The sequence below is a fragment of the Clostridium sp. MCC328 genome, from assembly GCF_018785465.1.
GTDB lineage: Bacteria > Bacillota > Clostridia > Lachnospirales > Lachnospiraceae > Pilosibacter > Pilosibacter fragilis.
The window spans coordinates 1-24,253 of the sequence record NZ_WQPW01000005.1; the positions used below are offsets into that span (position 1 = coordinate 1).

19 protein-coding genes and 1 pseudogene are annotated in these 24,253 nt (G+C 45.0%); all 20 read right to left on the reverse strand.

The annotated features are described in order from the left end of the window. Positions 1–56 precede the first annotated feature (56 nt). Positions 57–308: a hypothetical protein gene (locus tag GPK83_RS00785; protein ID WP_215703758.1), complete on the reverse strand. Its 252-nt coding sequence runs from the start codon at positions 306–308 to the stop codon at positions 57–59. Between the two features lie 436 nt (positions 309–744). Further along, entirely contained in the window at positions 745–942 is a 198-nt protein-coding gene (locus tag GPK83_RS00790; protein WP_015554916.1) for a hypothetical protein, read from the reverse strand. A gap of 14 nt (positions 943–956) precedes the next feature. After that, positions 957–9,785 (reverse strand): hypothetical protein, encoded by an 8,829-nt coding sequence (locus GPK83_RS00795; RefSeq protein ID WP_215703759.1) that lies wholly within the window; start codon positions 9,783–9,785, stop codon positions 957–959. 44 nt (positions 9,786–9,829) lie between these two features. After that, positions 9,830–11,059: a methyl-accepting chemotaxis protein gene (locus GPK83_RS00800; RefSeq protein WP_215703760.1), complete on the reverse strand. Its 1,230-nt coding sequence runs from the start codon at positions 11,057–11,059 to the stop codon at positions 9,830–9,832. 183 nt (positions 11,060–11,242) lie between these two features. Continuing rightward, positions 11,243–11,509, reverse strand: a complete 267-nt coding sequence (locus tag GPK83_RS00805) for a hypothetical protein (protein ID WP_215703761.1) — start codon at positions 11,507–11,509, stop codon at positions 11,243–11,245. A 32-nt stretch (positions 11,510–11,541) separates the two neighbouring features. Continuing rightward, complete coding sequence (locus GPK83_RS00810) at positions 11,542–12,330, reverse strand: EAL domain-containing protein (RefSeq protein WP_215703762.1); 789 nt, start codon at positions 12,328–12,330, stop codon at positions 11,542–11,544. A 69-nt stretch (positions 12,331–12,399) separates the two neighbouring features. Then, the gene (lepB, locus tag GPK83_RS00815) at positions 12,400–12,948 is read right to left on the reverse strand and encodes a signal peptidase I (RefSeq protein ID WP_215703763.1); all 549 of its coding nucleotides are present in this window, start codon (positions 12,946–12,948) and stop codon (positions 12,400–12,402) included. Then, a complete protein-coding gene (locus GPK83_RS00820) occupies positions 12,929–13,645 on the reverse strand; it encodes a hypothetical protein (protein ID WP_215703764.1) in 717 nt (238 codons plus the stop codon). The genes lepB and GPK83_RS00820 overlap by 20 nt, the downstream gene beginning before the upstream one ends. 45 nt (positions 13,646–13,690) lie before the next feature. Beyond that, complete coding sequence (locus GPK83_RS00825) at positions 13,691–13,921, reverse strand: PepSY domain-containing protein (protein ID WP_215703765.1); 231 nt, start codon at positions 13,919–13,921, stop codon at positions 13,691–13,693. A gap of 635 nt (positions 13,922–14,556) precedes the next feature. Then, the gene (locus GPK83_RS00830) at positions 14,557–15,396 is read right to left on the reverse strand and encodes a tyrosine-type recombinase/integrase (RefSeq protein ID WP_215703766.1); all 840 of its coding nucleotides are present in this window, start codon (positions 15,394–15,396) and stop codon (positions 14,557–14,559) included. A 280-nt stretch (positions 15,397–15,676) separates the two neighbouring features. Beyond that, positions 15,677–16,678 carry a glycosyl hydrolase family 65 protein gene (locus tag GPK83_RS00835; RefSeq protein ID WP_215703767.1) on the reverse strand — a complete coding sequence of 334 codons (1,002 nt, stop codon included), beginning with the start codon at positions 16,676–16,678 and terminating at the stop codon, positions 15,677–15,679. Positions 16,679–16,688: 10 nt separating this feature from the next. Next, complete coding sequence (locus GPK83_RS00840; RefSeq protein WP_345941745.1) at positions 16,689–17,708, reverse strand: recombinase family protein; 1,020 nt, start codon at positions 17,706–17,708, stop codon at positions 16,689–16,691. Positions 17,709–17,760: 52 nt separating this feature from the next. Then, positions 17,761–17,913 carry a hypothetical protein gene (locus tag GPK83_RS00845; RefSeq protein WP_182428532.1) on the reverse strand — a complete coding sequence of 51 codons (153 nt, stop codon included), beginning with the start codon at positions 17,911–17,913 and terminating at the stop codon, positions 17,761–17,763. A 96-nt stretch (positions 17,914–18,009) separates the two neighbouring features. Next, positions 18,010–18,381 (reverse strand): annotated as a pseudogene (locus GPK83_RS00850) (type II toxin-antitoxin system PemK/MazF family toxin). Positions 18,382–18,966: 585 nt separating this feature from the next. Beyond that, positions 18,967–19,395 (reverse strand): sigma factor-like helix-turn-helix DNA-binding protein, encoded by a 429-nt coding sequence (locus tag GPK83_RS00855; RefSeq protein WP_215703768.1) that lies wholly within the window; start codon positions 19,393–19,395, stop codon positions 18,967–18,969. 537 nt (positions 19,396–19,932) lie between these two features. Next, complete coding sequence (locus tag GPK83_RS00860) at positions 19,933–20,238, reverse strand: L-2-amino-thiazoline-4-carboxylic acid hydrolase (RefSeq protein ID WP_345941746.1); 306 nt, start codon at positions 20,236–20,238, stop codon at positions 19,933–19,935. 87 nt (positions 20,239–20,325) lie between these two features. Beyond that, complete coding sequence (locus GPK83_RS00865) at positions 20,326–21,153, reverse strand: AAA family ATPase (protein ID WP_215703770.1); 828 nt, start codon at positions 21,151–21,153, stop codon at positions 20,326–20,328. A gap of 125 nt (positions 21,154–21,278) precedes the next feature. Beyond that, a complete protein-coding gene (locus GPK83_RS00870; protein WP_118034562.1) occupies positions 21,279–21,458 on the reverse strand; it encodes a hypothetical protein in 180 nt (59 codons plus the stop codon). A 339-nt stretch (positions 21,459–21,797) separates the two neighbouring features. Continuing rightward, positions 21,798–22,634, reverse strand: coding sequence for an HAD family hydrolase (locus GPK83_RS00875; protein ID WP_118034563.1), 837 nt, complete (start codon positions 22,632–22,634; stop codon positions 21,798–21,800). A gap of 20 nt (positions 22,635–22,654) precedes the next feature. Beyond that, on the reverse strand, positions 22,655–24,229 hold the full coding sequence (locus GPK83_RS00880) for a metallophosphoesterase (protein ID WP_118034564.1): 1,575 nt from the start codon (positions 24,227–24,229) through the stop codon (positions 22,655–22,657). Between the last annotated feature and the right edge of the window lie 24 nt (positions 24,230–24,253).

Sequence of the window (24,253 nt, forward strand, 5' to 3'; positions counted from 1 at the left end):
TATGAAGCAAGGACGGCAGCATAAATTGATAAGCACTATTTTTTTAGCCACAAGTGTTACAAAAAAGCTTGACCACAACACTGCCGCAGCGCAGTGATGGTATTTCGAATGGTTTCACTTGCTGCCGTATTTTGAATCTCCACGGAAAATCCAGAATAGATTACGCGGATTGCCGGTGCGTATGCAGCTGTCTCATTGCGGGGCTGTTCTGTTATTTCGCTTTCCGCAGGAACCGAAAAATCAACTGCTACAACTTCATGCTGTTCCTGACAGGAAGATACGGGATTCTCTGGGATTTCGCAAGCCATGTTTCGAAATCTCCGGATATGATAATAAAGACTGCTGCGCTGAATGTGATTCCGCTCACACCAGGCCTTATCAGTAAGACCACTTGTGCGGCATCCTTGAATCAGTTCCATCCATTCCTGGTCAGAACGTTTGGGATGCCTTTGAACCATTCTTGTCCAACTCCTTTGTTGTGTACTATGAGTATACTGGACAAGCAACACTTCACTTTGAACCAAACTTGTCCAATGTCTTAACTCACTTGGATTAGAATGATTGTCGCATGAATTAGCTGGAATGGAAAGACGGTGGGTTATTCAGCGCTTACAAAGGATCTGTCTCAAGACGAACCGGTTCCCGGGATATCCGATGATCCTTTCCGGTCTTTTTAGCGCAAGAAAACCAAACAGCCATCACAGCCATTTGGTTTTCTTAAAATTACTTCTTCTTTTTTACTTCTTACATCCTTCTGTTCTCATGGATTCCCAGCACTACTGCACATACTGCTGCGATCACAAGTCCGATCCAGAAGATGAATGCGTCTGCAGCACAGTGCTTTTCCGTGACGAACAGCAGGACACCTATCAGGATATATACTGCAAACAGTATGACTTCCACTACAATGTATAATTTCTTATTCGGTTTCGTGTTTTCCATGTCTGTTTTCCTCCTTAGGCTTCTTCCGACTCATCACGGAGCTTCTTCACACGTACTACGGTATAACCCAGGATTACAAGGAGCCATACAATGGGGATCCAGTGGAAACCACATTCACCAAACGGTATATGGCTGTCACTGTCCGTACCATTCTCAACGCTGTCGCTGTCTGCATGGATGCTCTCCTCTTCCTGTATGCCATCTGCATCACTTCCGTCTGCATCGCTGCCATCTGCATCACCTGTCAGGCTGCTTTCATCCGCAGCATCGTTCAGGCTGTCATCCTCTGCCGGATCCTTCTGCCCGGCATTACTGTTGCCGGTACTGTTTCCTTTATTTCCTTTATGGGCATTATTTCCGGAATCATTGCCGGCTGTATTACCTGCATCTGGTGTATTACCTGTGTTACCTGTACTTCCGGAATTGTTATTCCCATTGGTATTGGAGTTATCACCGCCGTTATTGCCGCCGTTGTCTCCGGAGTTATTTCCGGAGTTATTTCCAGAGTTGTCTCCGCCGTTGTTACCGCCGTTTCCTCCATTGCCATTGTTGGAGCCGCCGCCATTTCCACCGGGTCTGTTACCGTTACTGCCAGAGCTGCCGCCGTTTCCATTGTTTCCGCTGTTGGAGTCTCCGCCGTTGCCTCCGGTTCCTCCATTGCCGTTGTTGGAGTTACCGCCATTTCCGCCGTTTCCTCCGGTGCCGTTGTTGGAGCCGCCGCCATTTCCGCCGTTTCCTCCGGTGCCGTTATTGGAGTCTCCGCCATTTCCACCGTTGCCTCCGGTGCCGCTGTTGGAGTCTCCACCATTTCCGCCGGATCCTCCATTGCCGCTGTTGGAATCTCCGCCATTTCCACCGTTGCCTCCGCTGTTGTTACCGCCGTTGCCTCCGGTTTCGCCTGAGCTTCCTCCATTACCGCCGGATCCGCCGTTACCCTTGTCAGAGTCGCCGCCATTTCCACCGTTGCCGCCACTGCTCGTGCCGCCGTTGTTATTATTTTCTCCCGTGGAGCCGCTGCCGCCGTTTCCTCCGTTTCCTCCGGTGCCGTTGTCGGATTTACCGCCGTCACCGCCATTTCCACCGGATGTTGTTCCACCATTATTATCGGTCTTTCCCGGCTGTGTGGTCTCGGTTCCTGTACCGCCGTTACCGCCGTTGCCACCAGGATTCGTGTTACCTCCTGTTGCGCTTCCGCCGCTTCCTGCATCACCGCCTTTGACAGTTCCGCCGGGATGGATGGTGATGGTCTTATCGCCTGCGCTGATTCCGGTTCCACCGTTTCCGCCATTACCAGGGATACCGGTTGCGGAATCTCCGCCTTTACCACCGTTGCCACCGGTTACCGTTCCATTGACCGTCGGAGTGATCTTGCCGTTACCGTCGATACCGGCTCCGCCGTTTCCTCCATCTTTGCCTTCTGTGCCATCTGCACCGTTACCACCGGTCACATTTGCATTGCTTCCGATGATAAGTCCGGCATCTGCTGTATCACCACTGGCTCCAATACCGGGTGCTCCATCCGGATGTTTAGCAGAACCGTCTCCACCCTTGATCGTACCGTTGACAATCTCCAGCTTTGTTCCGGGATGTTCATTTATACTTCCATCCTTCACAAAATCAAGTCCGGGCTTCGCTGCATTATTATCATCTGCCTTGTCACCTGTGATGGTATGTCCGCCAAGGTCAATCTTGACCTCCCCCCAGGTATCAGGGATTTCAACTGTGTGGTCAATGTCTTTCTTCACAATTACCTTGTAGTTGCCGTCATCATCCACTACAACCTGTACATTGGAGTTTTCTGCTTTTTCCGTTCTGTCCGTAGCATTATTGCCTGTTGTATCACCGGCACCTCTGTCCTCGAACTGCTTTGCGATATCCTTTGCATCCACGAGGGCTGTTCTGCCGTTTACAGAACCATATTTCTTATGACTGATCTGATATGGTGTTGCTTTCTTCAGACCCGTGATGGTTGCTTTTCCATCTCCATTCGTCAGTATGGTTAATACATTACCTGTCGGGGTTCCCTGGGCATCTAGCTCCTGATACTCATAAGTCTCATTTGCTCTTCCCTTGAAGGTCAGCGTATGTGCTGTCTTTCCGGTGATCACAGGATTATCATCCGTGATCTCTACCGTTACACTGACTTTGACACTGCCGGGGATTTCGAAGGTCAGTGCATCCGGATAGATTCCAGCCGTGCTCTGCTGTAAAGCAGAAAGCTTGTCCTGATCTACCGTTACCGTATTGGTGATGTCTGCGCCCTTCTTATCGTATGCCTTGACATTGGCAAGCTTCTTTGCTTCCGTTTCTGTCAGGCTGCTTACTTTCTCGATACGGATGGAGAAATTATCTGCTGCGATGGTATTTCCATCCTGTCCGGGAACCACATTGCTGTCTGCACGGTATACAGGAACCAGTGTCACACTGGCTGTGATCTCCGTCTCTGCGGTATATACCTTATCTGCATGGTTTTCCTCAGTCCATGCAAAGAACTTTTCATCTGCCTTTGCCTGCGCATCGGTCTTTTCCTGCATCTTGTCAAAGTAGTCTTTGGTTATTTTACCTTTTGCCGCTACTTTGCAGGGATCTGCTGCATTCAGCAGATTCTGCTTCTGGTCTTTGAAGAGGATCACGAAGAAGGTTTCACCATCCTGGCCGTTATTACCATCCTGGTTTCCTCCATTGACCGTTCCCTCCGTACCTTTACCACCGGAGCCGCCGTTTCCGTTGTTTCCTCCATTGTTGGAGTTACCACCGTCACCACCGTTTCCACCGGTCGTTGTTCCGCCATTCGTATTGTTCGTCTCTCCAATGGAGCCGGAACCACCATTTCCTCCGGTTCCTCCATTGCCCTTTTCGGAGCTGCCGCCATTTCCTGCATCTCCACCGGTAATGGTGCCGCCATTGTTATCGATCTTTCCGCTGCCGCTGTCAACACCGGAACCTCCATTTCCACCTGCACCACCGGGATTGGTATTGTTCTCACCAGTTGCATTTCCACCGTTTCCGGCATTTCCACCGGTGATGGTTCCTCCGTTAATGACTACATCTTTATCAGTCTTGATACCGGAACCGCCATTTCCACCGTTACCCGGAGTACCTGTTGCGGAATCAGAACCCTTACCGCCGTTTCCACCTGAGACAGAACCTCCGTTTACGGTCGTGCCGATGGTTCCTTCAATACCTGAACCGCCGTTTCCTCCGTTACTTCCGTTCTCACCATCTGCACCATTGCCGCCCTTGATGACTGCATCTGCGCCTACGGTGATACCAGCCTGTGACGGCTTGCTGCCCGCAGCTTCCCCTACACCGGCTGCTCCATCCGGATGTGCAGCTGATCCGCTGCCACCCTGGATCGTACCGTTTACAATCTCCAGATTGGTTCCGGGATGTTCTGTCGCTGTATCATCCTTGTTAAATACCAGTCCGGGCTTTGCTTCCTTAGAAGCATCTGCATTGTCTCCTGTGATGGTATGTCCACCCAGATCGATCTTCACATTCTCCCAGGTATCAGGGATCTCAACAGTATGGTCGATATCCTTTTTCAGGGTTACCTTGTAGTTACCATTGTCATCCACCGTAACATCTACATTCTGGTTGGATGCCGTCTCACTTTTATCTGTCTTTCCATTTGTCGTTGTCTGGTCACCGTCATCCGCAAACTGCTTTGCGATATCCTGTGCATCTACCAGTGAGGTTCGTCCTACTGCCTGACCATATGCCTTATGGCTGATCAGATAGTATTCCGCCTTATCCAGACCGTCAGCCGTTCCCTTTCCTGTCCCTGCAGCTGTAGCTGCACTCTTTACATTTCCGGTGAGGGATCCGCCATTTTCATCCGACTTCTGTACCTGATAGGTTACACCGCCCTTTCCTGTAAAGGTCAGGGTATGTGCAGTACGTCCGGTGATGGTGACTTCTGCATCGGAGATCTCTACGGTTACCTTAACGGATAGTTTATTATAGGTAAATGTCAATGCATTACGATAGGTTCCTGCACTCTTTTTCTTTAATGCAGCTAATTCATCTGCATCTACGGTTACCTGAGCGGTCACCTTTGCGCCATCCTTATCAAATGCTGTTACATTGGCATACTTCTCATCCTTAACGTTATCTGCTGTCAGATTCTGCAGATCACGAAGATGGATCGCAAAATCATCCGCTGCGAGGATGCTTCCATCACTTCCGTTTTCGATATGTCCGCCGTTTCCTGCATTCTTGCGGTATACCGGCTTCAATACCAGGTTGTTTTTGGTGATTATGGTGTTCTTATTATAAGCAGTATTTCCATCCGCCTTGTCCACCCAGGTCAGGAAGATTTCATCGGCTTCTTTTAGGGCATCTGTTTTTGCCTGCATTTCCGTGAACTTTTCTTCCGGGATCGTGGTTCCGTTCACAGCCGGGATTGAACCCAGTACTCTATCCTTCTGGTCAACAAACGTTACGGTATATTGCTCTTCAAAGTCCATGACCACGTTCCATACCTGGTCGATCGGTTTCGTGGTATGGGTATAGGTTCTGGTCGCTTCGTCATAAGTCACGTTATATTCCGGGTTCTTAAGTGCTTCTGTCGCATTGATGCTGAATCCGTTAACGGTAATGCTCTTTAATCCATAGCCTTCATTTACCTGCACTTTCATGGTCAGTGTATCGCCATTTTTTACCAGTGTCCGGTACGTATGATTGCCCTGGTTTGTCCAGATGACTGCTCCTGTATCAACCAGTGAGGCATTTCCGCCTGTAAACGTGACATCCACGTTCTGTCCCTGCTCAAAGCTTACATTCAGCATATGGGACGCACTCACTGCCTGTGTCGTGTAGGTGTAGGTCTTGCTTCCTGCATCATTCAGCTGGGAAGATACCTCTGTTCCTGTATCAGTTCCGCCAGCGGCAGAAGTCTGCTTCCAATAAGCAGTCTTGTAAACCGGATTATGACCGGTCGTATCTTTTAAGGTAACCTGCACCTGTGTATTATCCGGTACGATCACATGCCGGAACTGTTCGGTGTCTGTCGGGTTCTGTTCCAATACAGTCGTGTTGACCTCTGCGGTACCTCCGGTCACATGGACATGCATGATACTGGAATGTGTAAATGTTGCTTCCAGTGTATTCTCTGCTTTATTGGGGGTGTACTTCACCTGATAACTCTTTTCCGTCCAGTTGAAGCTGTTCTTGACATCCTGTGTGAACAGATCGGTCACAGCTGCACCCAGAGTATTGTCTTTTAACCCTGTCAGTATGGAGAAGCTGCTTCCCTTCTCTCCTGTCAGATCACCATAATAAGAATTGGTAAAATCATCCGGGATAAAGGTCAGTGTCAGTTCCTCATTCCGGTTTACGGTAATAGAATCCTTACCCTGCTTTAATTCATGTACCTGTCCTTCCCCATCCAGTACTTTAACGATTCCTCTGCCATCTAATCCATTGATGGTAAGCTTTGATGTCTGCTTTTTGGCTTCTGCATGGATGGTGATATCACCGGTTACCTGAGGGATCGTCACCTTAATGCTTCCGTCTGCCTCTTCGACAAATGTTAAATTCTTTGCATTTGCATCTGGTGTATCATTCTCCTTCATCGTTAATACAAGGTTATCTTTATCCAAATCATAACCTGTATCAGGACAAATGGTTATCGTATACTCTTCCAGATAATGTGGATCCGCAGGCTTCGTACCCTTCACTCCTGCATGAGCTCCAAATGTCGTATTTACCTGGAACGTTCCCAGATAGAACTTCTGATTGGAACGTGTTGCCTTGTATGTGATGCCATCTACTACTACTTCATTCCCTGTAGCTGCAACCATGATATAATCTCTGTTAGGATATCCCGTATTCTCTGCACTGCTCTGGCTGACTGTTACGCCGCCTGACGGAGCTGCCCCTACGGTATGTCCCAAAATTGTACCTTGTACACCAGAAGGCAGTTTTACATCTACCTTCGAATCATCTTGACGCCGCTTAACAGTTACGTTATCGCCTGCGTTCCCACCTCTATTCAATACTACTGAATTCGTGTTGTCCACCTCAATGGTTACCGACTGATCTGCTGCGACTTCAGCTTTTGTTACATGCTCATTATTCTTCATTCCCTGTGGAATGTAAACCATTGCCAAGTTACTATGACTCGGATTCTGATACGAATAGGTCACTGCATCTATTTTTACAGTTCCATCCGCATCTCCCATAAAATAAGGGGAGTCTCCATTCTTATCTACTGTTACCCATGAAGCGCAGTTTGGAGCCGTTACCTGATAGGTCTGCCCATCGGTCGGATTGAATACCTTAAGGGATGCTTTTGCAGAAAGCTCAAGTTTTCCGTCCTTCAAGGTCACAGTTCCATCTTCTGCAACATCAATCTTGGAATCCTGCTTTCCTGTGTAAGTTGTATTTTTATCATAGCTTACTAACTTAACGCCAGTTTTTAATGTTCCATTCGTTACTGCTGTTACAGTATCTTTGACAATTTCAATTGTATCACCACTTTGTGCTGCATTTAAAGCATCAGTAACAGTTGGATATTTTATTCCATTAATAGTAGCTTCAGGATCAACTGGGGTTACACCTTTATTTAGTGATTCAAAAGCCTTAGTGGAATCTCTTCCACCTGGATCTGTTTTCCCTGCATCTTCATATCCTCCAAATTCTATAGCAAGTGCAATTGATTGATCATGTTCATCATTCATTTTGAACCCCATAGACTTTTGCATTTTACCAAAGAATTCTATGCCTCCTGCGTTATTTGGTTCTCCAGAATACCAAACATCTGTTCCTACAAATTGAGTAGCTTCTGGTCCACACGTCCAATAATATCCATGCTTTTCAGTTAAAAAGTTATTATACTTAAAATAACTACTTATTGAATCTTCATCATTGATTTTTTTACCCGAACTATCTTTAGTAACCCTAACTCCTGCAGTCCAAATGTCTGTAGCGTTAAAAACATTAGCAAGTTGCTGCGCTTCAGGATATGACCCAATAGTTACTAAATATCCTTTTCTACCTGCCAAGACATATTTTTTAGAATTGTTATATGCATCAGTCCAGCTAACATTTTGAGGAACAATCATATAATAATGTCCATTTGTCCATTGTGTCAATTTTGAACCACTTGGTATATTATCAAACCCTTTCGTTTCATTTCCATCAACAGTAATATTGACATTCATATTGCTTCCTGTTTGTGGTGTAAATGTAATATTTCCAATGAATGTTTGTAATTCATCTGCGGATTTACCACCACTGAATATCCATGTTGCAGATGTACCCTTAATATCTGATAAATTTGGTTCTCCAAAATCATTTGGTTTAGTAAATGAACCATTTTCAACAGTAACCGTTAAAAGTGTCAACTTATCAGCTACATTTTCAATCTTTGCATGTGGATACTTAAATGTTGTATGGCTATCAGCATCCCAAATTGCCGTTCCTAAATTCAAGGAATATCCATTGGGTGCTGCCTTTGTCACTGTAGATTCCTCTACAAATACATTTCTGGTGAAATAGATTGCTTCCTGCGATGCAGTTTTTACTTCAGAAGATTTTTCTGCCGTACTATTTGTGGTATCTTCTCCTTTTGCAGACTTTCCAATACTATCAAGGAGATAGGTTACTTCATATTCTCCTACCATATTAATATCAAAATCTCCAGGATCAGAAACCTTTACTTCATAAAGGTCTTTATCATAAATAATGCCTTCGGTCAGATCATACTCTTCCTGTCCCAACTCCAGGTAGAGATCCGGTGCTTCATACAAAGCGTTTTCTTCCACGGCTGCCTTCACGGTAACCGTTCTCTGAAATGTGATGACCTGGTTATCCTGTGTGTCATCCTGTCCATTTTCCTGTGTCCCTTCTGTTGTCACAGGCGTAAGGGAATAGGTCACTTCGTAGGAGCCGATCTTGTTAATATCGAAGCCTCCAAGATCCCCTACCGTTAACGTATATTTTACATCATCATAAAGAATGTCATCTGTCAGGTCGTAGTCTTCTTCTCCCTGTGTCAGCACCAGTTCCCGTGTTACATACACGGGTACTTCGTCCTCAGAAGCCGCTACTACATGAACCATTCTTGTAAAGGTGATGACCTGCTTTTCCTGTGTATCACCGGTATTAGTGGCATCCCCCTCTGTTACATCAACGGCTTCCGCACCCACGGGCTCTGACTGATAGCTCATATCTACAGCCGTTCTCGGCCTGGATACACCCAGTACACCGGTGTCGCCGGTATTCTCCTCACTCTGTGCTGCATCCTCTCCGCTGACCGCATCTGCAGTATCTTCTGCATTGCTGCTGTCCGCACCTGTATCTCCCTGTCCGGCATCCGCACTGTCTCCTGCATTGCTGCTGTCAGAACTCGTATCTCCCTGTCCGGCATCTGCATTGTCTCCTGTATTGCTGCTGTCAGAACTGTCGGATCCGTTATCAGAACCCGCATTATCAGAGTTATCGCCGGTCTGGGTGTTATCCCCTCCCTGATTGTCTCCACTGTTCTGGTCTTTGTTTTCATTATCCGAATTGGAAGCATCCCCGGGATTTTCCGGATCCAACGTTCCATCATCCTTGGAAGTCAGGGAATAGGTTACCTCATAGTCTCCCTCGGTATTGACATCAAATCCGCCCTCATTCACTACAGCCAGTTCATACAGGCTGCTGTCATAGGTAATTCCCTCTTTCAAATCATAAGTTTCGGCTCCCTGCGTGATGGTAAGCTCCGGTGCATCATACAGTGCACTTTCCCCATTACTTCCTTCTAAAGCATCCACAAGATTGATGGATCCGATTACCAGCACTGCCGACAGGATTCCGGCAAGCCATCGTTTCGTCTTTCCTTTACGCTTTTTCATACGTTCTCTCCTTTTGCATCGTATTCATTAAAATCTATGTAAAATCAACAGGTACCTTTGCGTACCTGAAAATGTTCCGTCAGTTCTTTTAAGATCTGTGCCTGGTTTGCCAGTTCCGAGGATGCGGCTGCATTCTGCTCGGATACGGCAGAACTGTTCAGTACCATTTCTGAAATATTCTGGGTTTCATCCTTGATCTTGATCACGGCTTCCGCTTCTTCCTGTGCGTTGCCGGATACTTCCGTAATCTTGCCGGAGATTCCCTGGGTCACCCTGACGATATCATCAAAGGTTGCAACCGTTCCCTTCACCTTGCCCTCGCCATCCTGTACTGCCCGGATGGTACTGGCGATCATGTTCTGGATCCGTTCCGTGGAATCTGCGGATTCCATTGCCAGCTCCTTAATGCTCTGTGCTACAACAGCGAACCCTTTGCCTGCACTTCCTGCCCTTGCTGCCTCTATGGAGGCATTCAGTGCCAGTAGATTGGTCTGGGAAGCGATTCCCTTCACCGTATCACTGATTTCCTTGATCTCTTTGGAACAATGGGAGATGATATCCATTGCTTCGGATACCCGGTTCATCTGCTGCTTCTGTTCACCCACGATGCTTTCTGCTTCACGAATGAGTGCACTGGCTTCCTTAAGCTTTCCTGCCGTGGTCTGCACGGATCCGGCTACGTGTTCGCTCATATCAACGAGCACCTGGACACTCTCTGCCTGACTGCTGGTTCCCTCTGCCAGTTCCTGTACCGCTGCTGCGATCTGATCCGAGCTTTCTGCCACCGCCTCTGCGGATTCCTCTACCTTGTCAAGTACCTCACTGATGTTATTGGCAAATCCGTCAATGGAAGATTCAATCGGTGCGAAGTCTCCAAGGAATGTGATATTGCTCTGTGCGGTCAGGTTTCCATCGGCGAATTCCTGCATTTCCTCACGGATGGCATTCACATACCTGCCAAGCTCCTGTACGGCAAACTGCATGGAATCCCGTAGCGTTACCAGCTCTGCCACACTGCTCTTACAGTCAAAGGTCAGATCCAGATGTCCTTCCGCCAGCTTCGCAGCCTTGCCGGAAATACTCTCTAACACCCCGGTTACCTGCCGGTCAAAAAAGCGGTAGATATCCCCGATGCCATGGACGACAAATGCCATGCAGACAAAGCAGACGATCCCGCCGATCACCAGTAACAGGATGAAGTGGATCTGGCTGTCCGTCACACGTTCCATGCCGGCATCAATCTCTTCCGTAAGGTCTGCTACCAGCTGCTCCACAGCAGGAGCCGTGGTATTTAAGAAGATCTCCTGTTTCCCGGCACTCTCCCCATCCGGCAGGGACAGGATCTCCTCTGCGGAAGCATGAACCTGTTCGTGGAGGCTCTGTATCTCTTCAATGAATGCCTGCTTTTTCGCATCCTTCTGATTCTTTTCATCATAGATGAACTGTCCCAGTGCACACTACGTCGGATCTAAGGTTCCTTCAAAATCCTGTCCGTAATTCAGTGCCATGCCAAGGTCTGTCACCCACTGGTAATGTGCCACCTCTGCTTTGTAGAGGTCTGCACCGTATTTTACTTCGTTAATGATGTCCTGGTCGGTGTTCCACAGCTGGATGATAATGCCGACAATCAGGACTAACAGCACTGCCATGGCTGCTATGATCCGTCCAAAGAGGCTTTTCAATTCCTCCCTGAGGGGTCTTGGTCCGTTGTTTTCCTTTTTCATCGGTTTCTCCTTCTTATCCTTATTATCCTGATTTATTCTTCCAGGAAGTTCCTTTTTCCGTTTTCCTCAAGGAATGTGAGAAGCTTCTCATAGCTGAGAGGCGGTGCGATGAGATACCCCTGCAGGTAATCACATCCCCAGGATGCCAGGGTTCTCGCCTGATCCAGTGTCTCAATTCCTTCTGCCGTGACCTGGATGTTATGACGGTGTGCAATACGGATCATCTCTTCAACCAGATCCTCTGCCATCCTGCTTCCCACCGTTCCCCAGACCAGTTCCTTGTCGAGCTTCAGTGTCTGGATCGGGATCTGTGACAACCGAAGCAGGTTACTCTCCCCTTTGCCAAAGTCATCTAACGCCAGCCGGATCCCCTGGCTGCTCAGCTGTTCCACCATGTAGCTGAAATTCTCTGCATTCCTGACCTTGCACATCTCGGTGATCTCCATACAGACCTCACTTCTTGACACTTCATACTTTCTGAGTATCTGCATGATGTTGGTTACGGTCTCCGGAACCTCACAGACCTCCGGGGATAAGTTGATGTTGATCCTCTTAAGTCCGTAGGCTCTCAGCTCCGGGATCTTTCTGCAGGCTTCCCGGAACACCCATCTGTCGATCTCGGCGATCCATCCTTCTTCCTCCGCTTTTGCTGCAAGCTTATCCATGTTATAGTAATTGCCGTTTTCATCCTTCAGACGGAACAGGGCTTCCGCTCCCCAGATTCTCTTTTTCTCCACGTTGTAAAATGGCTGGAAAAAACATTCCTTTTCCCCATGGAATGCCTTTTCGCCGATACAGCCATCCTCCTTCAACAGTTCCATGCCGTTCTCCTTATTTCTCATGTTGGTATTTTTCTTTTGTACGAAAGCTCCGGGCAGATTCCCGGATGGTCACTTTACCGATGACAGCCGGAACTGTGCGAGAACCTTTCCGGTAATCTCCTGCCTGCGGAATGCTCCAAGCTCTCTGCTGTCCTCTGACCTCGGGCGGTTATCCCCCAGACAGAAATAGCTTCCTTCCGGTACGGTATAGGGAAAGGTGATCCAGTCATCCCTGTCCTGTTCCCCGAACAGGATTTCCGTTTCCGCTGCCCGTTCCCCATTTCTGGTCAGGTGCCCCAGCTCATCCAGATCGATCACATCTCCCGGCTTTCCTGCAATGCGCTTTACAATGTCCCGTTCCAGGTCCTGCCTGTGGATGACCACCACATCTCCATACTCCGGCTCCTGAAAGAGCCGCCTCTGGTACAGAAACAGGTCTCCATCCCGGTAAGCGGGGCGCATGGATCTTCCATGTACCATGCCGATGCCAAACATTAAGTAGAGCAGTACAAGCACCACGCCCAGGTGTGCACCGATGATCAGAAGCTCCATCCTGCGCTGTTTCCGTTTCTGCAGTTTCCGTTTCTTAAACTCCAGTTCAAATTCCAGCTCGGTCATGCGGTACTCCTGCACTTTCCAGGGGGTCTGTCTGCACCCCGTTTTCCGGGTCAAAGTCCAGTATCACATTGATGATCTGCCGGAAGCCCTGTAACTCCCTCCGAAGCTGCTCTGCCCGATTGTTTATCCCTTCCGCTTCCTCTTCTGCCTGCGCAAGGATTTCTGCCCTCTCTGCCTCCAGCCCGTCCTGGAACTCTTTCTTTATCTGCTCCAGTTCCGCTTCTTTCTGCGACTCCATTTTTAACAGGGCAGCTTCCCGTTCCTTCACCTGCTGTTCCCGCAGATGGTAGGCGGAAAGCTCGGTTTCCCGTTCAATGGCATTTTCCGAAATCCTGCTCAGCTTTTCTGCCAGCTCCTCATATTTCTTCTGCATGGTATTCTGCTGTTCCATCATCCGCTGGTTTTCCGATTCCAGGGAGTCCACCTTCATCAGAAGCTCTGCCATCTGCGTGGTCAGTGCTTCCTTTTCGTTGAGCAGTCTCTGGTTCTTCTGGAGCAGGACACGGTGTTCTTCCTTCTTCTCTGTCTCCATCGACCGGATGAGCGTCTGCAGCAGCTCACAGGTAGCTTCCTTGTCATAACCACGGAATGCTGTTTTCATCGAATCCAGCTGATCCATCAGGGTCTTTTCATTCACGGTCTCCAATGCTTCTTCCCCTGCCTGTACTCTGGCAGTTTTTCTGGTTTCCTCTCTCATTCTGGTTTCCTTTCCGGTTTATCCTTAAGTATCTATTTTCATTCATTACAGACAGCGTTCTGTCCTTTTGATAATGTTTCCATTCCTTGCATCCAGGATGATATCGTAAGAAGTCAGGTCGGCATACGCTTTCAGAAGGTACACCGGAATTCCTTCTTCATAGGAAAAAGCAGGAAAAACCCATAAATGGATCTTTTCTACCTGGGGCAACTCTCTGCCGGCAATCTGCATTGCCGTTTCTCTGCTGATCCTGTTCAGATATTCCTTTCCTTCCATACGCATCATCACGTCTTTCGTTTTGTGCTGAATTTCGTTACAAAATGTTTGCCCCCCCCCGAAAAAATCGGGAAGGGGAACATTTTAAGGGAGAATTCTATTACACAATTCTTTTACACACATCATTCATGACGGAGGGCCGGTACTGTGGACTGCCACTGAGCGAACGACCTGCTCCATGCAAAGACAAGCTGCCGTATATTGGGGACAAAATTGTATGCGGGCAATATTTCCAGTCAATACCACATAATCTGCATTATGTGGTAGAAGCAGACAGGGATTGCCTTATGCAAAACGTATTAAAAATATGTTTTATACACTGATTGTATTGTGAAAATATACCCTTTGCGGATTCTGTATCAGATTCCGCACAATTTTTTGCGAAAAAAGTCGAATTGTATCATTGACATACAAATTTATTTTTGGTATATATGGATTGCGGAGAGAAATTATGGTACTTTTGGACAATGTTTCCAGGTAAGGAAACATACCATTATGTATAGACACAGCTTTTGGATACGATTCCTACCACATAATGCAGATTATGTGGTATTTTTGTATTTCTGCTCCGATTTTTCTCACACCTGCTCTGATTCCGATCGGATTCCTCTCTGATTCAGCCCCAATCGGTAAGCTTACGTTACTAATCCCAGCACCTGCATCCGTCTTCCATGGTTCTTAACGGTGGTCATGGTATAGATTCTGGTCGTGTTGACATTACTGTGTCCCAATATATCCGCCAGGTAAAAGAGATCCTTCCATTTTTCCCAGAACACCCTGGCAAAAAGGTGGCGGAGGTTATGGGGGAATACCTTATCCGGACAGATTCCGGCTGCGGCACCGATGGCTTTCATCTGCGACCAGATATTACTGCGGTCTAGTGGATTCCCGAAGCGGCTGACGAACACACTTCCTTTACGGATCCCTTTTTTTCTGCAGTATTTGAGCAGCTTCTCCCTCAGCTCTTTCACCAGATACACCTGTCTTTTCTTTCCCTTGCAGGAAACCTCTGTTTTTCCGCTTTTCACAGCGGCTACGGTGATATATTTCAATTCACTGATCCGGATCCCGGTCGCTCCGATGGTCTCCATGATGAGTGCGGTCTGCTCCCGTCCCATCCGGTAAGCCTTTTCGATCAGCTTTTTGTATTCTGCCCTGCTCATTTCCTTTTCTGTGGAACGGAACATCTGCTTCTGTACCTTTACCGTCTTCACCCGGCTCTGCGTTTCTCCCATAAAGTCCAGAAATCCATTCAGGGCTACCAGCATGCTGTTTGCACTGCTCGTTTTATAATGCTCCTGCAGCCAAGCCTTGTAGGCGATCACTTTTTCCTTGGTAATGCTCCGGTTTTCTCCCATCCACTGCAGGAAGGTACGGATATCCCGCAGATATTTGTCAATGGTGGCGATGCTTTTTTCCCGATCCGCCAGATATCCCCTGTACTGCCTCAGTGTCTCTTCTCCGATTTCTGTCATTTTTGCCAGTCTCCTTCCGTCCGGTTCTGCCCGGGTCTTCCTGTCCACATTATGGTATACCGGATGGCGGATTCCTATCCTTTTTCCAGCAATAACGAGTTCGCCTGCGGACTCTTTGCGCATGAGCAGTGTTGCAAAACAACTAATTCTTCTCTGCGAGCTGCGCATCCCTGCGGAGCTTTTTGCTTCAGAAAATTCCAGCGGAATTTCCTGAAGCAAAAAAACCTGTACACTCCTTTGAGTGCACAGGTTGTTCCTGTCTGCGTTCTGTCATGCTGTTTTATTCCGGGGAATGAAGAGAGAATATCCTGCTCACTGTGCCATCCAGGCATACCGCTTCCCCACGGAAGCTAAGCGGTACCGGGTGGCTGCTCCTGTTATTGACGGTCAGCGCATTCTTCGTTACCTTGATATCCAGGGTGCCTTTCCGGTAACAGATGCGGAATTTCACGCTTTCCCACGTTTCGGGAAGGCAGGGATCGATCCGCAGGGCATCTTCCTGTATCCGTATCCCGCAGAATCCCTCTACCACACACTGCCAGATGCCGCCCATGCAGGCTGCATAGATTCCTGCCGGTGCATTCTCTCCATCGGAGCTTAAATCCACATCGCAGCACTGACGGAACAGCGCATAGGCTTCCTGTGTTCTTCCCAGGGAAGCTGCCATCAGGGAATGGGTGGCAAAGCTGTAGGATGCTTCATGGAGCGTGTGTTTTTCATAAAACTCGTAGTTTTTCTCCCGTACCTGCCTGCGCTGTGTCCCACCGGCTTCTTCCGGAAGTTCCGGGAACAGCTGCAGCAGCAGGACGAGGTCTGCCTGTTTATGCACCCGTAATCTCTCAAGCTCCAAAACGGTATGTTCCTTCCGTATTTCGGCGGCTGCGTTTTTTCCAAAGCTCTTGTAGTAGCTAAGATCCATCTCCTGCAGCTTCCCGTAACCGGCAAACTGGGGAAGGATGCCATCCTTTCCCACAGGCGGCAGATATATTCCTTCCGCCGCCCTGCGGATCTTTGGCAGCATCTCACGGATCTCCCAGCGGTTATTCAGCTCTTCCAGATATTCCGGATCCTCTTTTTCCAGTCTTTCTGCGATCTGCACCGCCAGGCGGAGGTTATTCCGTGCCATGTAGTTGGTATAGGTATTGTCCGTCAACCGCTGTTTGTACTCATCCGGTCCGATCACATCACGGATATGGCATACCCTGCCATCCTCGTCCCATTCCACACGGTCTGCCCAGAATACTGCAGTAGCCAGAATGATCTCATCGCCCCACTGCTTCATGAACTCTTCATCACCGGTAAACCTCTTTGTATGTGCCGTCTTTATTTGTCCAAGCGTGTTTGTTCGTATACATTGAACTTCCACAAAGGGGACACTTTAATATCCCCGTCAAAAGGTGTGACCTATCCTTACCGATTTTGGATGGCTGTTTAATTCCTGTTGCCATACGCTTTGCGTGAACCTTTTGCCACAATTCCTCGCTGATAATTCCTTCATGTTGTCCATCTTCCAGAATGTAATCCTCTGCATGAACCTGCTTATATTCATTTTTTGTACCTTTTACCTTTTCTCGTGTTCTTCTGCCATAAGCAATCTTTCCACAATAAACAGGATTGTCTAATATCAACCGTATAAAATGACTGCTCCAAGTTTCCAATGTGCCGTTCTGACGAGGTATCTTCTTTATACCTTGAAGATTAAGATATTTTGCTACTCCGCCAAGTCCTATATCAGAATTAGCAAATTTATCAAATATAATTCTGATTGCTTCAGCTTCCGTTTCTTCTATCAAGAGCTGATTGTCTTTCAGATAATATCCGTATGGTGCAAATCCACCATTCCACCCACCTTGTCGTGCTTTTTCTCTCCGTCCATTCATTGTCTGTTCAATGATATTTTCTCTTTCTATTTCTGCAACCGCAGACAAAACAGAGATTAAAAGTTTTCCACTTGTCTGTGACGAGTCAATTCCTTCTTCAATACAAATAAGATTTATTCCATAAGATTGTACAAACTCTAATGAATTTAGAATATCCGCTGCATTTCTTCCGAAACGGGAAAGTTTATAAACCAGAATATAGTCTATCTCCAATCCGTTTTTTATATCGGAAAGCATTTTCTTAAATGCGGGTCGTCCTTCAATAGATTTTCCTGATTTACCTGCATCCTCATAGATACCGACAATTTCCATTTCTTCTCGGTCAGCAAAGCGTTTTAAGCTGTTCTTCTGTCCTTCAAGGCTATATCCGTCCACCTGCATCTCGGTACTTACTCTTGGATACAGGACACATTTCTTTCCTTCTCTGTTCATCGTACCACCTCCATAATTTTATAGGAAAATGTGATATGTAAGGCTGCGTAGCTTACGCAGCACAATCCAATTCCTGCAAAACTGTCTTTCCGTACTTTTCAACTATCTGTACCATAATATTGATAAATGAATTGAATACTTCGTTTTCATCTTGCATCTGTTTACTTTGCAATTCGGAATTTTGGATATATTTTTCATTTCCCATAATGAGTACCTCCGCTATAAAACAAGCAGCTGTACTCTAATTATAGAAATACAGCCGCATTTTTACCAATGTGCAAATTTATTCTTCTCGCCCTTTTTACACATCTGTTGCCTTTATTTTCTCCAATGCAACACTAATGGCAAGAGCCTTATCAACCCTTGCCACCATATCATCTGGTATCATTCCTAAGTACTGTTCTAATCGCTGTTTATCAATCGTTCGTACCTGTTCAAGCAAAATAATTGAGTTCTTATCCAATCCCTCAAAGTTATTGATTAGAGTGTGTGTCGGCAGTTTTGCTTTGGTGTTTATTCTGCTTGTGATAGGTGCGACAATGACCGTAGGACTGTGCTTATTACCGACATCGTTTGAAATAATAAGTACAGGTCACCTGCCACCTTGCTCCGAGCCAATAACGGGATTTAAGTTTGCGTAGTAAATATCCCCACGCTTGATTTTTCTTTCCATTATGTTTGACCTCCCAATTTTATTTAGGCAGGTATGTTCTGCCTATGTAGGCAGCCAAACAAAAGGAAGTATTTATGGTCTGGAGAAGATTAACAAAATCTCTGTTCTTGTGACCGCCTTTCGTCTGGCTGAATATGATAGGAGCATTTCAATTTGTCCTCGACACCCCGAAATGCTATGGGAAGTCGCCAAACGGTCAGCAGCGAACTGACACCACGGGAGTTCCACCCCAACTGTCGGTCTGACAGAGCCGCCCTCATTGCCTGCGACGGTTTTATCACGCTCGGACTGTGACTGGACGGGAGTATCATTATCCTCTTTGTGGGTTATGGCGAAATCGGGAGCTGCCCGATATTTTGAGTCGATAAGATTGGCTCACCACCTTTCAATCGCTCGCTGCCTGTCGGCAGGTCTTGGCGTACCGCTGCACACGCTTATGCTCATCACAATTACAAAGAGAAAGTATTTGGCGAATGGGTATTCACTTGTCAAGGAACGCCCCTGTTTTCGCCACACAAAGGAAAACAGGGCAAGAGGTTTTTGTCCTCTCACCCTGTAGCCCGTGGGAAAGTGCTTTTTTGGACACTATCCCAAAAGTTTTTTAATTTTTTCTTTTAACCGTTTCAATCGTTTATAGATAGCATCTTCTTTCATATCAAGCCTCGCAGCAATTTCAGCAACGGAATATCCCTGTAATTGCAACAAAATAGCTTGCAATGTAAGCCTGTCCACCTTAATCAAAACTTGATAGAGGTGCTGATTTTCGATACTGTCAAGAAAATCCTCAACCGTTTTGACTTCGGGCTGTGTAGTATCTACAGCAAGCTCATCAAGATATGTACCTGTTTCCTGCACTCGCTGATAATACCGTCTGTCGGAATTAAAAATCGCCCAATCGTGAATACGGAGCTTTTCTATATCGTCTTCATCAACACCTAAGTTCCGTAATTGTTTTTCCTCGGCTTCTTTCCAGAGCCGCCATTTCTTTTCTTCTTTGGCTTTGTTATATGCCATATTGTTTCCTCCAATCTGAATTTTTTTGAAAATCCAGATTGGCAGGCGGAGAACGACAACCAACGCAAGAAGTAGCCTTGTTCTGTGTTAAGACATTTTTCGACAAACAAAAAGCCGCAAAGGTACTAAGACCTCTACGGCAATAAGCGTAAGCATATCTATAATCAAGAGATGTAATCTCTACTTGTAAAATGTAAGAGTGCCACGAGTGAGTGATGATTTTTTCTAAAAGATAATCTTCACTCCACTGTGACACTCCGTAAATAGTAGCTGCTTCTGATGAGCAGCATTGCGGTCATATTCGACCATCGCATAAAAAAATTCCTCCAAACTCGAAAACGGGTTCGGAGGGAAGTTGAATTTTCGTCTGGGCGTGTTTATCCTGCCCACCAAAGCACCGTTTTTTTTATTTGGTGGGCTGTGCTGCCAAATTTATTGAAAATAAAAGAGCCGATGATCTATGGTGAGTTTCCTCACAAGTTCATCGGCTCTGCGTCTTAGCGTCTGGCTCTTTGATGATTGTAATTGATTATGTGTTTAGTGACTTCCGTGGATAAAATGAAAATCACAGCAGTCAGCACCTTCTCCGAGTGTCCCTGCTCGTTCAAATCTAATTTTAGGTTCATATCCAGAAAAGGCAGTTATATCACTCTGACAACAAACTGTACATAGTTCGGGACAACAATATTTTTCACACATATCTCTGTAAAGGCAACGAGCTATATCAAAATGGATTTCATTACTATCATTTCTTTTCCATTCTACAGTAAATCCTTCTATTGGATACTTTTTCTTCATATGTGATTTTGCAAACATCTTAAATAAGCCGTATGTAAAGGGCATTTTTTTAAGCTTGGCATCTCCGATATGGGAATATCCCGTATCTTGCTTAGCTTTGCTTCCTCACAGCTTTCGTCCGTCTGAAAAAGGTCATCGTATGCGGTCAGCTCGATTTTGGTTTCTCTGCTTCTCGCCAATCTCTGCCACCTCCTTTCCTAACTGCTCATAGGCTGCGGCAACCTTGCCGCTTTTGTCGTAAGCAAAAATACTTTTGCCTTCTGCGGTAGCTTCCACCGCACGGATAGAATGAGGTATCTCGGTATCAAATACCTTGATTTTCTTACCGTATGCACTTTTGACCGTTGCCGTAATTTCCTTAGAAATGTTGGTACGGGGCATTACCATAGTCATTAAGATACCGTCTATCCGCAGCTTTGGGTTGATTTGCCGCTTGACCATTGATACGGAGCGAAGTAAAAGCTCCAGACCTTTAGCCGAGAGATAGTGGGGCTGTGTAGGGATAATCACGCTGTCAGCCGCCGCCAGAGCATTGATGGTTATCATACCTAAGCTCGGCATACAATCAATAAGCACATAATCGTAATTCTTTTTAACCTCATTGACATAGGTTTTCAGCACACGCTCACGGCTCATTGCATTGATTAGCCTTACCTCAAAGCCAGACAGCTCAATGTTTGACGGAAGCAGGTCAACGCCCTCTCTGTGGTGGATAATACCCTGTGAAACATCAAGCGTTTTATCGTCTATGATGTTCTGCATCACAGTAGAGAGCGTTATGGGAATATCGTCTGGTCTGTTATAACCCAGAGCCATCGTGAGATTTGCCTGTGCATCGGCATCAATCAGCAGGACTTTTTTACCCTGTTGCACCAGACTTACGCCCAGATTGACCGCTGTGGTTGTTTTTCCGACACCGCCTTTCTGGTTAGTCAGAGCAATCACTTTGCAATTTGACATAGATGCGTCCTCCTTTCACATAGATTTAGCCACTTTGTCAAGGTGGCTATGTAAACAGTACCAGAGAACGCAAAAAAGCCGCCTACTCTTAAAATCAATAAGAATAAGCGGCTTTGAAATTTGCCTTAGACATATTCAATTTTCATTCTCTTGGTCGGTGCATTTATGACCTTAAAAACAAGCTCGTCAACACAATCCGTATATCTGCCTTGCTGAATGAGCTGATTTTTTAACTCTACAAGGCTATGTATCAAAAGTTTTCTTTCGTGGCTATCCAAATACAGATGATTAAATTTATCTCTCATAAGCACACCTCCACTTCTTTAGCTTCATTATATTTGAAAGCAGGGGAAAGGACAAATCTGCAAAAAGGGACAAAAAAATAAGCGTACCACTATTTCTAATGATACGCTTATCGTATTTAACTGTTAATCAAGGTCTATGAATACCCTTACAGTGGTATCTCTCCACTGATTTTTCCTTACATACTGTCCGTTAGCCTTTCGATAGGCTGCTGCCTGCTCGAAACTAAGCGGCAATTCATAGGAAAGAGAACTCCTACCTATTTGCGATGAATGCCTGTATTTCTATTAATATATGAAGTCCTTAGCAATGAACTTTATATATAAACTTTTTCAATATAATCATCGCTTATTAATCTGAGAAAGAATTTCCCTGCACTCTCCAAAAGTATGAATAGTATAATCTGGAATATATCCATTTTTTTTCCACTCATTTTTATATTGTTGCTCTCGCTGGAAATCTTCTTCTTTCCAATGTGATATAGCTACCAATTTACTATATAGGTCCCGAATATCGTCTCTCGGAAAATCACACCATATTGATGTAATACCAGCTTGTTTTGCCATCATCATGTCTTTAGATAAACTATCTCCAATATACACTGCTTCACATACAGAAACTTTCTCCCCACAACAAATTTCTTTTAATACCTCTGCATTAGGTTTCTTGCCATGTACTATATGTGTTTTGGGAGATGATGGAATAGTATCGGGGCGCTTATACAAACTATCAGATACGTATACCTCCTTAAAATAATTATCAATCCCTAATTTCTTTAATCGATAAAAACCATTTTCTTCTGCTGACTCAGTATATGCAACAACCATTATATTATTGTCATAAAAAAATTTTAAAGTCTCTTCTACTCCCGGATACAATTTTAATAACTTTTTACGAGTAGAATTAAATTTATGAAAAGCAGGGTTAAGTTCAATTTTGACTTGTTCATCAGAAATTCCACAATATTTCTTTTTAACAGATGGGAGGTTCAAAGTTGCAAATGGATACTCAACACTTCCTACTTCTTGATGAATTGCTTTATATTCCTCCAACAGTTTCTCTTGAGGCACGTTAATTAATAGAGATAACTCCTGTACCATATCATAAAAAGCTGGTATAAAAAAGCCAATCCATGAGTATAATGTATCGTCCAAATCTGTAATTACTAGCTTTATCATCTATTATCCTCCATCTAATTTTATATTGGTATACGCAATGTTTGAACACATTTATCTGTTTCAGTGTTATCAGCATATATTCTAAAAAATTTCAACTCAATATGATCATTGCAAAATGTCAATGTAGAAAACTTATTTTCACAATTAAAAGCTCCTGTCCCTCCCATTCCAATAACGTATATATTTTTCATTCTATCTTCATCAATTTCATAAATGCTGTTATCAAAATGCCCTATTTTAGAAACAAAGGATTGATGCTTATGCCCATGTAAAAGTAACTTAATGTCATATTTTGCTAACCACTGTACAAGACGCTCAGCATCATATACAACGCTACTTGGCTTTTTTACATCTACCTGCTCAACCAAACAAGTTGGCATATAATGATGGTGCATTATCACAATACGAACAGAATTTGTTTGAACATTTTCTTCCCATCCCATTTTATTTGCAACATACTCTAACTGTTTATCTGACAAAAATCCATGTCCCTCAAAATCCTTATATTGCTGTAAAATAAGACTATTTAAAGCTACTATTTCTACAGTTCGTCCTGTAGACATTAATAATCTACGCCCACATGCCATATATTCATTAGGATTCAAATTATGAATCGAACTATAGAACTCCTTATATGCACTGATACTATCTGGGTTTTCTGAAACCTTCTCAGGAACTCCATTGCCAAGCATCTCATTTTTACGCACAAAATCATGATTACCAGGGCAAAAAATTATATTTTCAGATATAAGTTTTCTTGTAAGATTCCTATTCAAATCAACAATAAATTCTTCTGCCTTGGTGAAACCCTCTGGCTTTCCAAGTGATGTGATATCTCCTGTTATTATCAAGCCTCCCACTTTGTTAAGGTCATTATATGCGTTTCTAATATGTGCAGTTAAAGTTACATCTGTTTCCTTTGCCATTTTAACCTTAAAAACATCATCTGTTCCAAAATGCAAATCTGATAACCATAACAAAGTGTCACTGCCAGTTTCAAAATATTTGTCACTAAAGTCATGTGGCTCTACAACACTAGAATTTAATAATTGTATTTCATAATCAGAATCATCATTCTCATTATAGTTCCGCACAAACCATATTGTCCTGTTTTGCTGAATCATTTCCTTAATATTATAAACTCTTTTTCCATAAAATTTTTCATAATTAGAATGATTTTCTACGAATAGTGAATCTACTTTCACATATGTATAATTCTTAACTTCATCAGCCTCACATTCTTCAATTTTATCAAATTTAAACCATGCATAATACTTTTGTTCATTATAATAATTGGGGGTACATTCCAATTCTGGCGATAATATCTTATCGCTTCCAGAACATTTTATATCAAGGCATTCAGCCTTATACAACTTTTCCTGTCCCGAATCCATAAGATAAAAATATTTTGGTTTGCTCTCAATTTCACCTTTTAGCACACAGAATTCTTCAAATGGGAGCTTCTCATTCCCCTTATTCCACCACCCCCACCAGACATATCCCTTTTTATCAATCATATCTTTATGTCTAGCTATGGTAACATTATTTTCAGTTACCAAATCTCTAAATCGTAAAATTACTGTTTCAAATTCCATTCAAACTCACCTTCATACTATCTT